The sequence below is a fragment of the Vibrio makurazakiensis genome, assembly GCF_050337375.1.
GTDB lineage: Bacteria > Pseudomonadota > Gammaproteobacteria > Enterobacterales > Vibrionaceae > Vibrio > Vibrio makurazakiensis.
In genome coordinates this window covers 1-11,478 of the sequence record NZ_JAKJSW010000142.1, presented here as the reverse complement: position 1 = coordinate 11,478, position 11,478 = coordinate 1, and the positions used below count along the sequence as shown (strand labels likewise).

13 protein-coding genes, 1 other RNA gene and 1 pseudogene are annotated in these 11,478 nt (G+C 41.5%); 11 read left to right on the top strand and 4 right to left on the bottom strand.

What is annotated here, in order from left to right; translation table 11 throughout:
* Positions 1–137: pseudogene (locus tag L4C33_RS15095) on the top strand (outer membrane protein assembly factor BamE); the annotation flags it as partial.
* Positions 138–251: 114 nt separating this feature from the next.
* On the opposite strand, the gene L4C33_RS15090 reads toward L4C33_RS15095, so the two are convergent.
* A complete protein-coding gene (locus L4C33_RS15090) occupies positions 252–566 on the bottom strand; it encodes an RnfH family protein (RefSeq protein WP_428813245.1) in 315 nt (104 codons plus the stop codon).
* Between the two features lie 3 nt (positions 567–569).
* Positions 570–998, bottom strand: coding sequence for an SRPBCC family protein (locus L4C33_RS15085; protein WP_428813244.1), 429 nt, complete (start codon positions 996–998; stop codon positions 570–572).
* 118 nt (positions 999–1,116) lie between these two features.
* Here L4C33_RS15085 and smpB point away from each other — a divergent pair, with 118 nt between their 5' ends.
* From smpB to L4C33_RS15035, 10 genes are all read left to right on the top strand, one after another.
* Complete coding sequence (smpB, locus tag L4C33_RS15080) at positions 1,117–1,602, top strand: SsrA-binding protein SmpB (RefSeq protein ID WP_428813243.1); 486 nt, start codon at positions 1,117–1,119, stop codon at positions 1,600–1,602.
* 66 nt (positions 1,603–1,668) lie between these two features.
* Positions 1,669–2,035, top strand: a transfer-messenger RNA (tmRNA) gene (ssrA, locus tag L4C33_RS15075).
* A 191-nt stretch (positions 2,036–2,226) separates the two neighbouring features.
* Complete coding sequence (locus L4C33_RS15070) at positions 2,227–3,480, top strand: integrase domain-containing protein (RefSeq protein WP_428813242.1); 1,254 nt, start codon at positions 2,227–2,229, stop codon at positions 3,478–3,480.
* The gene (locus L4C33_RS15065; RefSeq protein WP_428813241.1) at positions 3,477–4,289 is read left to right on the top strand and encodes a hypothetical protein; all 813 of its coding nucleotides are present in this window, start codon (positions 3,477–3,479) and stop codon (positions 4,287–4,289) included. Before L4C33_RS15070 ends, L4C33_RS15065 begins: the two co-directional genes overlap by 4 nt.
* A 113-nt stretch (positions 4,290–4,402) precedes the next feature.
* Positions 4,403–4,618 carry a helix-turn-helix transcriptional regulator gene (locus tag L4C33_RS15060; protein ID WP_428813240.1) on the top strand — a complete coding sequence of 72 codons (216 nt, stop codon included), beginning with the start codon at positions 4,403–4,405 and terminating at the stop codon, positions 4,616–4,618.
* A gap of 41 nt (positions 4,619–4,659) precedes the next feature.
* Positions 4,660–4,884 carry a helix-turn-helix transcriptional regulator gene (locus L4C33_RS15055; RefSeq protein ID WP_428813239.1) on the top strand — a complete coding sequence of 75 codons (225 nt, stop codon included), beginning with the start codon at positions 4,660–4,662 and terminating at the stop codon, positions 4,882–4,884.
* A gap of 145 nt (positions 4,885–5,029) precedes the next feature.
* Positions 5,030–5,629: a YagK/YfjJ domain-containing protein gene (locus tag L4C33_RS15050; protein WP_428813238.1), complete on the top strand. Its 600-nt coding sequence runs from the start codon at positions 5,030–5,032 to the stop codon at positions 5,627–5,629.
* 9 nt (positions 5,630–5,638) lie between these two features.
* Complete coding sequence (locus L4C33_RS15045) at positions 5,639–6,334, top strand: hypothetical protein (protein WP_428813237.1); 696 nt, start codon at positions 5,639–5,641, stop codon at positions 6,332–6,334.
* The gene (locus L4C33_RS15040) at positions 6,324–7,814 is read left to right on the top strand and encodes a terminase (protein ID WP_428813236.1); all 1,491 of its coding nucleotides are present in this window, start codon (positions 6,324–6,326) and stop codon (positions 7,812–7,814) included. The genes L4C33_RS15045 and L4C33_RS15040 overlap by 11 nt, the downstream gene beginning before the upstream one ends.
* Positions 7,815–7,869: 55 nt before the next feature.
* The gene (locus L4C33_RS15035; protein ID WP_428813235.1) at positions 7,870–8,328 is read left to right on the top strand and encodes a hypothetical protein; all 459 of its coding nucleotides are present in this window, start codon (positions 7,870–7,872) and stop codon (positions 8,326–8,328) included.
* A 62-nt stretch (positions 8,329–8,390) separates the two neighbouring features.
* On the opposite strand, the gene L4C33_RS15030 is transcribed toward L4C33_RS15035, so the two are convergent.
* The gene (locus tag L4C33_RS15030) at positions 8,391–9,104 is read right to left on the bottom strand and encodes a M48 family metallopeptidase (RefSeq protein ID WP_428813234.1); all 714 of its coding nucleotides are present in this window, start codon (positions 9,102–9,104) and stop codon (positions 8,391–8,393) included.
* A 31-nt stretch (positions 9,105–9,135) separates the two neighbouring features.
* Positions 9,136–11,478 (bottom strand): type I restriction endonuclease subunit R (locus tag L4C33_RS15025; RefSeq protein WP_428813233.1); only part of this gene is annotated, 2,343 nt, incomplete at its 5' end.

The following is an 11,478-nucleotide window of genomic DNA, read 5'->3' as shown; positions in this document are numbered from 1 at the left end:
ATATTTACCATCACACCAAAGGCCATGACGACTCCATCCAGAAAAACCTGGTCGTTAACTTCGACGCATTAGGCACGTTGGTTACAGTTAATGGTGACTTCGATTCAAGCGACGAGTTTTTTGAAAGCTTGCGTTAAAGCGAACAGCACCTCCCAAATACCAGAAAGGCTCGCAATTGCGAGCCTTTCCTTTATGTAACAAACCAATAATAGGCAAACCGAGCTTCTATATTGAAAAGCCAAGCATCTAAGTTAGGCTTTTTTCTTCGCTTCCGCTTTTGCTTGTTCAGCTCTCTTACGGCGAATTTCTTTAGGGTCAGCTAAAAGTGGCCTATAAATTTCGATTCGGTCTTTGTCTCTAACTGTTGCATCCAGCTTCACATTGCGGCTAAACACTCCAACTTTATTTTTCGTTAAGTCAATTTCGGGGTAAAGCTCTAGGATCCCTGATTGAACAATAATGCCCTCTACTTGAGTGCTTTTGTTTACAACCAAAGTAAAGACGCGTTGTTCATCAGGTAAGGCATACACTACCTCAACATGGATCATATCGGATTCAATGCTCATCGATTAATAAACCTGTTTAGCTCGTTGAGTGAAAGCATTCACCATATTACCTGTAAGCTCATTGAAGATTTTCCCAAAAGCCATTTCAATCATACGGCTAGAAAACTCAAACTCTAACTTTAATTCAACCTTACAAGCCTGCTCGTCTAACGGCGTGAAGTGCCAGCCACCTTGTAGCTTTTTAAAAGGACCATCCACCAGCTCCATCATAATTTGGCTGCCTTGAGTCAGGTTATTAGAGGTTGTAAATGTTTTACTTATGCCTGCTTTTGACACATCAACCGATGCTATCATCGCGTTATCCGATGACTCGATAACCCTTGAACCAGAGCAACCTGGTAAAAATTCGGGATAACGAGCAACATCATTGACCAAATTAAACATTTGATCAGCACTAAATGATACCAATGCTGAACGAGTAACCTTTGGCATATAGACTCCTGTGAAAGACAGCGTTACATTAAAGCTGTCAACAATTCTAATTCTATTGAGCTAGAGCGCAAACAAAAGGATTCCCCATTAGAGGTGCAATCCGTATAATGAGGCCATTATGGCAAAGAATAAATCAAAATCCAAAGCTGGTAGCAATACCATTGCGCTTAATAAGAAAGCTCGCCACGAATATTTCATCGACGATGAGATCGAATCGGGGCTTGAGCTACAAGGCTGGGAAGTAAAATCTCTACGTGAAGGCAAAACTAATATTGCTGAAAGTTATGTATTCATTCGTGATGGTGAAGCATTCATTAGTGGTATGACGATTACTCCGCTGACTCAAGCGTGTACTCACACAGTTGCAAACCCTACACGTGTTCGTAAACTTCTCTTAAAACGTAAAGAACTCGATAACCTTATTGGTCGTATCAACCGTGAAGGCATGACGTTAGTGGCAACAGCCCTATATTGGTCACGTTCATGGGCCAAGATAAAAATTGGCGTAGCGAAAGGTAAAAAGCTGCACGATAAACGTACTGATATGAAAGAAAAAGACTGGGCTCGCGATAAAGCACGAATTATGAAGAGTAATTTGCGTTAATAATGAGCACTTAAACGCACAGTGCTAGACAGGTTATGCTTTTCTGGTACTATGCAAATAACACTTGGGGCTGATTTAGGATTCGACAGGAATTTTGAAGTCTGAGGTGCATGCCGTGGGGCGGTTGGCCACGTAAAAAGCCGCAAAAAAATAGTCGCAAACGACGAAAACTACGCACTAGCAGCTTAATAACCTGCTCAGAGCTCTCTTACCCTAGCTTCCGCTCGTAAGACGGGGACCAATAAGAGATCAAACCCAAACTAGCTAGCGTGGCTTCTCCCACCTGAGAGGAAAAGCGCGAATTACAATTCAGGTTAGCCTTTAACTAGCGTGTCGGTTCGCAGGTTACTGGTGAAATTAAAGATCGACTAAGCATGTAGTACCAATGATGAATAGTTTCTGGACGCGGGTTCAACTCCCGCCAGCTCCACCAAATTCGTATACGAAGACGTTCTAGAGCGTTCTTAAAGCCCCCGCAGCATATAGCTTCGGGGGCTTTTTTGTGTCTATAATGTTCGATGCTGTTTTGACAGATTCGGAAGTTTTAGTACTAAGCGTTGTACCAAACGTTAAATTGGTACAAAAGCTTGGTACAAACGTTGTAATCCAAACATGGAACATTATATGCCTCGTATAGTAAAACCGCTTTCCAGTACTCAAGTAAAGCAGGCTAAGCCAAAAGAAAAGGAGTACACCCTTTCCGATGGTGATGGCCTACTTCTCAGTGTCCGCCTTTCTGGCGCAAAAGTATGGCTATATAAATACCAGCGACCATTTTCAGGGAAACGTACAAATCTTACTCTTGGTAACTACCCTGATATATCTTTAGCTGACGCTAGACGTAAGCGAGATGAAGCTAGAGCTCTTCTAGCTCAAGACGTAGACCCAAAAGAATACAGAGATGATGTCGTAAAGAAACGCGAGGCCGAAGAAAATACAACTCTTAAGCTTGTTGCTCAAAACTGGTTTCCTGTTAAAAAGTCTAGCATTAGTGAAGATCACGCAAGCGATATTTGGCGTTCACTTGAGCTACATATATTCCCTTCTCTTGGTAATCACCCAATCAGCGTGATAAAAGCAACGACAGCTATTGATGTCCTCAAACCAATAGCAGCTAAAGGTAGTTTAGAAACAGTCAAGAGACTCTGCCAACGGCTTAATGAAGTTATGACCTATGCTGTAAACACTGGAGTAATAGAAAGTAACCCTCTTGCCAAAATTCATTCCGCTTTCAAACCACCTAAGAAAAAGCACATGCCAACGCTCAAGCCAGAAGAGCTTCCTGAGTTAATGAAAACTCTCTCTACCGCTAGCATTAAGTTAACAACAAGAACTCTTATTGAGTGGCAACTTCATACAATGACAAGGCCAAATGAAGCCGCTGGTGCTACTTGGAAAGAAATTGACCTCAATCGTTCACTCTGGGTAATTCCTGCAAATCGAATGAAAAATCGAATTGAACACTCAATCCCACTAACACCTCAAACACTATCATTGCTGGATATTATGCGTCCAATAAGTGGTCATGGCGTGTATGTTTTTCCTTCTGACAGAAAACCTAACCACCACGTAAATGAACAAACCGCAAATGCGGCTTTAAAACGAATGGGATTCAATGGTCGACTCGTATCTCACGGACTAAGAGCAATTGCTAGTACCGCACTCAATGAACAAGGATTTGATCCTGATGTGATTGAAGCTGCGTTATCTCACATCGATAAGAACGAAGTACGCAGAGCGTATAACCGCTCTGATTACCTAGAACGTAGACGTTCTTTAATGAATTGGTGGAGTGAACATGTTCAAGAAGCCTCGAAAGGGCATTGGGGGCTAGCAATCTCATCTAACATCACACAACTTCATAAGATAACAGCATGAAAGATAAAGAAGCCAAAGCACAAGTCATTGAATTAAAACTCACACTTTTGCCAGAGCTTTTGCCAGAAAAAATACAGAACCTTAATATGCGCATGCCAGAAGACAACGACAACCTTCTATTGAAAGCACTTACTAGTAAGTATTCCGGACAAGAACTATTAAGGTTGATAGAAGGGAGAGTTGGTAAAGTTGAGAAGCATGGTCAGCCATTAACACTTTCTAATGGAACAAAAACACAGCTTGGAGCACTTAAAGCCCAACTTGAAGACCTAAACCTAAAACTGAATAAGTTTGTAGAAGATGTTCAAACGGAACAGCCTGTTGATTTGAGTTTTTTCTATGAAATTGCAGCCATGAATTTTATAGCGGGCTATCAAGCTGGAGCTCACGATATGAAAGTAAATACCGAACGCCATGCAAACTCCGGATATGAAGCACGTATTGAAACCCCCAAAAAAGGAGGAAAAGGGAAATCTCAAAAGTCAGCTCAAATGAAGAAAGTTATCTTAGCTATCGCTAAGGAGTCTATCATTTTTTCATTACCTAAATACATTTCTAAAGTAACTCTATCTGAAGCCATAAATCACCACTTTATCAATATTTACTCAAACATTGACCAGTCGATACTCGAGAGTTTAGGTCCATATAAGTCCTCACCGCCAAAGCATAAAACTATTTATAACTGGCTATCAGAATTAGATAGCAAATACCCCGAAAATAACCCACCTAAAGTTAGCTTGGCTACATTAGAAAAACAACTCCTAAAGAAATTCTCAAGCGATGTTATCAATAAACTTCTCGCAAAATAATCAAACACTTCAACCCCTTAACTCCACTTTCCTCCCTGTGCTATGCAGGGGGGATTCTCAAATCACCTCGAACACAACAAGATAGCCTCATACACAGCAAACACGAGGCACTTATGATCCAACAATCCGCATCCACTACTACCCAACTTGACCGCATTGTTCGCGAAGCTGAGCGCAAAGAACTTACAGGAATTTCACGTGTTCGTACCTGGGAACTAGAAAAGCTTGGTCATTTCCCTAAACGTAGAAAACTCACTCCTAATGGCAACTCTGTTGGGTGGTTGCTTTCAGAAATAAATGATTGGATTCAATCTAGAGAAGTAGCTTAAACAGCATAAATCAGTTATCGATTTCACTTGAGTAATTACCTATGAAAACAAATGGCTTTGATTACGCCCGAGCTATAACAAAGGCTGGTGGCATAAAAATCATCAATAAACAAAGCTTAGCGAAAAAACTGGATGTGAGTGAATCAACCATCTATCGCATGAATAAAAATAATCAACTACCAACACCGCTGTTATCACCAACAGGACGGATTAGAGGATGGTTACAAAGCTCTATTGAAGCTTGGATAGCCGAAAATCAATCATGATTAAGCAGGGGTAGGCTGACCGGAAATGACCGAGATTGAAGTAAAAGCTCATCTTTGTTCATTTCCACTAGCCCAACTAACTCATTGACTACCAAGTAATAAGTACAGCATCAGTCAGGATGGCTTTGCAGGTTATATATATTGTATGTATCAGATTGCACTCCATGAATCAAAAAAGCATCTTGCTTATCTGAACTATTACGGTGAAGAACAACTGATCTTTCATCCAAGAGGTGGAGTGATTAAAAAGATATTACTTCGAAGCTTTAGCCAACTGGATACCATGATCAGCTATTACTCAAAAGTCAGTGTTGTCTTTCTCCAGATCCATCAAAAGGAGTTTACCGATGACAACAAGCAGATGGCTTTATTTATTAAAAAGTTCCAACTACAACTGTCAAAGATTTACTCATGCAAATTTGGTTACGTTTGGGTAAGAGAGCAATTGTACGCTCAATCTCAACACTATCACCTTGCGATAATGCTAAGCGGTCATCTTTGCCAAAGCAGTCGTGGCATCGACCAGCTTTGCAAAGAAGTCTGGGAGCAGATAAATCCATTAAATTTTAGCTTTAATGTAAGAAACAGAATTTACCGTATCTATAGAGAAGGTAAACAACACGAGTTAAGGGCTGCAAGGTTAAGACTAAGTTACCTAGCTAAGGTGAATTCCAAAGCGAATTTTGGCAGTCATACCAAAGCATTTAGTACTAGCAGGTTACCTTATAATCCGAGGTGTCGTTAAGAGATTAATATGAAGAGACAAAAAGCACGAAAAGACATCGATTACACCTTAGACCCTATAACATCACGAGCAACATTTAAGAAAAATAACAAAGCAGCATTAATTCACGGCGGTTACTCACATGACATTAGTGACAGTATTTTAGAGGCTATTCTAGATAATGATTTAGGCTTTGAAGTTGGCATTTTAAAAGGCCAGTTAACGAACATTCACACTCTAGGGAGTCAGTTAACACAAACGCTGTTACTCCAAGGAGAGGAAGCTACAGCCCTCTCTGTACTGCTCTCATGTGCAGACAGGTCATCAAAACTAGTTCCTCAGATCCAAAAACTGTTGAAGAACAGTGCGGCTCAGCACAACTCTTTAAACCATAAAGAACTAGCTGCTCGCAAGCGTTGGTTGAAAAAACTTAAAGACGGTGTATGCCTTCCATCAGAAGTGGCTTATCAGTTTGAAACTCAGCAACTCGGTGAGCCTCCAGCATATGTCCAGAAGATGATTGATGTTGAATTACGTAGTTGTGATTCAGAAGTTGAAGATGAACTATTTAGTCGCACCGACCTGCAACAACAATTGTGTGAGTATTGGGAAGCAACAAAAAAAGAAGCTAAAAATAAACAAATACGTCAAAAGGAGGTTCACGACATTAAGCAACAGATAAATAGAGAGATCTTCGAACCATCAGAAGGAAATAATGATGGCTAAAAAGATCAAGACTATTTATCACGAACCCAGATATATCGAGCTCTTAAAAAAATTTCAGCATGATTGGATTGAATTTGCAGCTGTAATAGCAAATAAAAAGCCCACGTGGCAACAGCGTCTAATTATTGAGGCGATTCAAGTTAAAGGCGCACGCGTATCAGTATCGAGCGGTCATGGGACGGGAAAATCGGACATGACTAGTATCATGATACTCGCATTCCTTATTTTGAACCCTGAAAGCAGAGTCGTTGTCGTAGCAAATAATTCGGCGCAAGTTCGAAATGTAATTTGGAAATACATAAAAATCAACTTCAGCGAAATTTGCTACACACTGCCTTGGATAAAACAGTACTTCGAATTGAACGAGCGTGAATTCTATGCGGTTGGCTATAAAGGTGTTTGGAGTTGTATAGCTAAATCAGCAAGACAGGGAAACGAAGAAGCATTAGCAGGAGAGCACTGTCATACCTACCTTGTTGTTGTCGATGAAGCTAGTGGATTATCAGACAAAGCATTGCAAATTCTTAGCTCTGCTTTAACAGAGAAACATAACAATATGTGCCTTCTAAGCCAACCAACACGCAGCTCTGGGTTCTTTTACGACACCCATCATCGTTTGGCAAGAAACCAAACCAATCCCCACGGCATATGGACGGCACTCACTCTGAGTTCAGAAGATTCACCGCTCGTGACACCTGAATTCATTGGCGAAAAACTCATATCTTATGGCGGTGAAGACTCTCCTGAGTATCAAATAAAAGTATTAGGTCAGTTTCCCAATAATGCGGACGGTTTTTTACTCAGTCGTAGTGATTGTGAGCATTCTGCTCGATTAACGTTGAACCTAGAACATGGCGAATGGGGCTGGGTTGCCGCTTGTGATGTCGGCAATGGCAGAGATAAGTCCATAATTAATATATGTAAAGTAACCCTAGACTCACCAGAAGAACGAAAAGTATTAAGTCACCAAATATTAGAAATGCGTTCAGACATTGACCCGATTGATTTTGCGTATGAAATACAAAAAGCGGTTGAACCGTATCTAAATGAAAATATATCAATCCTAATAGATGGTGATGGTGTGGGCTTCTCAACAGTAAAGACAGCCCGTCAAATTGGGTTAAACATTCAAGAGATACGGTGGGGACAACCAGTTTTCTCTTCATCACAAAAAAGCCGCTTTATTAATAAAAGAGCCTTTAGCCACATCATGATGCGTAATGCCATTAAAACAAGTCGTATGCGTATTGACTCAACTGAGAAAACTAAAGAACAAATTAGTCGGCTGCCTGTTCATCTGAATGAATCAGGTCAATGGGTAGCGGTATCTAAAAAAGAGATGAGGGATAAATACAATATCAAATCACCAGACAGGTCTGATACTTATTGCTTTATGTTCTTAGCTTCAGTGAATCCAGTAAGTCAAAGAGAGCCATCAATTAGATTTGAAGACATCGATGAGTTCTTCAAAAATTTTTAAACCAAGCGTAGAAACTCCGCGCGTGCCACAAAGCTTAAAAACAGGAAAGACCAAAATGAGAACATTACTCAATGAAGAAGTACTAGAGCTAACAAGCGAGATAACAAAAATTTACTTGCACTATAAAAGGGAATATCGGCTTAGTGGCAACACATCCTGTCAATTCATGGCACGCTCATGTTGCATTATCATTGAAAGAATGGCTAAAGAGCAGACTGCTAAGTTGAAGAAACACATAGAACTTTGCCTTGTTGCGATTTCTTGCAAGGCTAACTTCAACTCAGTTCACGGAAAATGCGTCTCTAAACTCAAACTCTATGATGGTGAAATACCTCATATATTTGCAGAGCTTGAACAAGCATACGAGCGCCTTCCTACCGAAGCTAAAGAGCTAAGCCGTCAGTACAGTGATCGACAAGCTCTTAGTGACTTTTTGAATGATATTTACAAAATGCTGAAAGGTTGCAATCATCAAGAAAGCTTTGATAAACCCAACTTCATGAACATAAACTAATATTCCATCTGATTGATAGATAAATCACTCAGAAATTAAACTACCAGTTCAAAACTAAGCCACTACACACTCAACCCGTGCCCGAACTCTCTAAGCCAGTCTTTGTGCTCTTGGTAATCGGGCATGACTCGTTCAACTTCTTTCCAGAACTGGGGAGAGTGATCATGATGGATTAGATGACAAAGCTCATGCACCACTACGTAATCAACCACACGGTTGGGAGCCATAACAATCACCCAATTAAATTCTAAATCACCATAAGGGGTACAACTGCCCCATCTACTCTTAAAGTCTTTAGTACGAACAACTCCCGTTTCAACGCCCACCAGCGATTCATATCGACTTACCTTCTCTCGAATCTTCTTATCAGCATGACGCTTATACCAATTAGTTAAAGCTCGGCGAATATAGTGCGTTTGTGTGGATGGGTCAGGAACGGTGACCGTAATACGCCCATTAAGCAGTTTTGTAGGCGCTAAGTCGCCTTTAAGCACTTTTAAGCGATAATTCCGCCCTAAGTATGGCAATGACTCACCTGACACATACTCTCGCATTGTCGCAGGGCTGGTGGTTTGGTATTGCGCTATCTTTTCGACTATCCACTGATGTTTACTCGCTAAAAGCTTATCTATTTTGTCACGCTCCAGCAGCTTAGGGACAACGATGATCACTTCCCCTTCATCAACTTTAATTGAAGCGGTCTTTCTGCGAGAGGTACGCTCCACCAGCACACTGTAGCCTTCAGTATGGATAAGCTCAGGCTCATGCTTGCTCATAGCTTTTTCTTACTCATAGATTAGGGCTTACTCACTTATTACCAAACTTATGCTTAGCGAGATCCATAAAGCGTTCTTGTAGTGCACTCACTAACGCTTTATCACCGAATGGCTGATCGAGTACAGCACGCTTAATCTCTTTCTTCATGCGCTTAACTTCATCTTGCTTAGCAAAGAAATCAATAATCTCTGTTGCTTCGTCTAGCATCGCGACTAAGGTTTGAGTTGTCTGCTTTATTGATTCATGAAGCAATTCATCAATCACATCGCCATCACTGGCATGCGTTACTTCTGAGATAAGAATATTGTAGAAAGCAAATTCCGTTTCCGATAAGCCCACATCTTGTGCCGCTTGCTGGTGGGCATTGCCAATATCGTCAGTCATTTCTAGTAGTAGCTCTAACTGAAGTGACCATTGACCTGCTGTTTTTTCAATGACATCACGCAGGCGTAAACTCAACGAACGGTAATATTCAGGGTCTTCATCGAGATTAATGGTAATGTGATGCTTAATTGCACTCTCAATCTCCGACGCTTTCGATTCGTCCGACTTGGTTGGTTTTATCGTCTCTTTGAAGTTCGCCGCGAGTAAATCTACAGGGGGGATTTTCGGATCTACCCCTGTACTAAGAATGTGCTCATCCACCAACTGGCGAACCTTTTCACCAATTTCACGCATATCTAAACCCGCGTCTCGATACAGCGTTTTTGATGCGTTGTGAACTTTGCCCAGTAACTTCATATCAGGAATGAAGGGGGCGGCACTGGCGTCAGGCAAAATCACGTTGAGTTGTTTGGCGAACAACTTAAAAGCAAGGTCGAACTGCGCACGAGTCGTTTCATCTTTTAGCGCTAACACGTAATCATCAATATCGTCACTCTTAACATTATTAAAGAACGACATTGCTCTCGTGTGTTTCGCTTTTAGCTTAGGGATCTCATCTTTCAGGCTTTGGTATGTGCCTTCTACATCTTCGCTACTAAACAGCTCTAGTGCTTCTGTTAAGTGAGTCGCCAGCCCAAAGTAGTCAACGACATAACCACAGTTCTTACCCTTGTAGGTACGGTTCACACGGGCAATGGCTTGCATCAGTGTGTGGTCTTGCAGTTTACGGTCGATATACATGACTTGAGCAATTGGGGCATCAAAACCCGTTAACAGCATATCTTTCACAATAAGAAACGCCGTGTTATCAAACTTTTTGTTCTTCTCTTCGGTTCCCGCGTTATCGATACCAAAAGGTTTTTTGAAGTTAGCGATCACCTTTTTCTGATGCACTTTGTCGGTGTGCTGGGCGATATATTGTTTATCATTATGATCACCTGAGATAATCACCTCAGAAGGAGGCGCACCCAGCTCATCAAGCGTCTTTTTAAAAATAGCGGCAGCATGACGGCTACCCACGACTATCATCGCTTTAAAACCATCTGGGCGAATGTGTTCTTTATAGTGTTTAAGCAGATCTAAACATACCCAGCGAATACGAGCCGGCGCTTCACGTACTGCACGCTCTACCCCGTACTTTTTCTTTATTTCTCGCTGTTCGTCTTCGGTGTATTCACCAAAATACTCTTCAAACAGTTTATCAAGTGACTCTCCCGCCACTTCTGATTGCACTTCTCGACCTTCATACAGCAAGCGTACTGTTGCACCATCTTCGACTGCTTCATTGATTTTGTATTCATCAATATAGCCACCAAACGCTTGACCCATCTTTTGCGTTTTAAGCAAAGGTGTCCCCGTAAAGCCCACTTTAGGCGCGTTCGGTAGCGCTGCATTGATGGTCATGGCTAACCCACCAAATTGTGTGCGATGAGCTTCATCAGCAAGAACGATTATTTTCTCACTCGGGTTTAAGTCTACAAAGCCTTCCGCTATAGACGATTGTTTCTCTTGCTCTCTTTCAAGATCGGAGAACTTTTGCACCATCGCAGTCACAAGATCAGAGCTGTCTTTCTTTAAGAGTTCTTTTAGCTCAGCCACAGAGCCCGCGTTATAAACGGTTTCACCTTGGGCATCTCGGAAGGTGTTGGAAAGCTGCTCATCCAGTTGTGTTCTATCGGTAATAAACACCAATTTGTACTGCTGTAATTCTGGGTCACGGCGCATCTTAACGGCAAGCATAACCATAGTGAGTGATTTACCACTGCCTTGGGTATGCCAAACCACACCACTTCTTTCTTTACGAGAAAGGGCTTTGCGATCTTTGCCTCCCTTCAATCGTTCGATGACTTTATTCACCGCTCGGTATTGCTGATAGCGAGCCACTTTCTTGATGATTTTCCCATCATCAGTTTCATAAATGATGAAGTTTTGCAGGATATCGAGGAAGTTGTCTAAGCTGAACATACCTGCTAGCAAACGTTGCTGAGC

Coding starts and splice junctions, on each gene's coding strand:
- L4C33_RS15090 (WP_428813245.1), bottom strand. CDS start 566: ATGAGCATTGAATCCGATATGATCCATGTTGAGGTAGTGTATGCCTTA.
- L4C33_RS15085 (WP_428813244.1), bottom strand. CDS start 998: ATGCCAAAGGTTACTCGTTCAGCATTGGTATCATTTAGTGCTGATCAA.
- smpB (WP_428813243.1), top strand. CDS start 1,117: ATGGCAAAGAATAAATCAAAATCCAAAGCTGGTAGCAATACCATTGCG.
- L4C33_RS15070 (WP_428813242.1), top strand. CDS start 2,227: ATGCCTCGTATAGTAAAACCGCTTTCCAGTACTCAAGTAAAGCAGGCT.
- L4C33_RS15065 (WP_428813241.1), top strand. CDS start 3,477: ATGAAAGATAAAGAAGCCAAAGCACAAGTCATTGAATTAAAACTCACA.
- L4C33_RS15060 (WP_428813240.1), top strand. CDS start 4,403: ATGATCCAACAATCCGCATCCACTACTACCCAACTTGACCGCATTGTT.
- L4C33_RS15055 (WP_428813239.1), top strand. CDS start 4,660: ATGAAAACAAATGGCTTTGATTACGCCCGAGCTATAACAAAGGCTGGT.
- L4C33_RS15050 (WP_428813238.1), top strand. CDS start 5,030: ATGTATCAGATTGCACTCCATGAATCAAAAAAGCATCTTGCTTATCTG.
- L4C33_RS15045 (WP_428813237.1), top strand. CDS start 5,639: ATGAAGAGACAAAAAGCACGAAAAGACATCGATTACACCTTAGACCCT.
- L4C33_RS15040 (WP_428813236.1), top strand. CDS start 6,324: ATGATGGCTAAAAAGATCAAGACTATTTATCACGAACCCAGATATATC.
- L4C33_RS15035 (WP_428813235.1), top strand. CDS start 7,870: ATGAGAACATTACTCAATGAAGAAGTACTAGAGCTAACAAGCGAGATA.
- L4C33_RS15030 (WP_428813234.1), bottom strand. CDS start 9,104: ATGAGCAAGCATGAGCCTGAGCTTATCCATACTGAAGGCTACAGTGTG.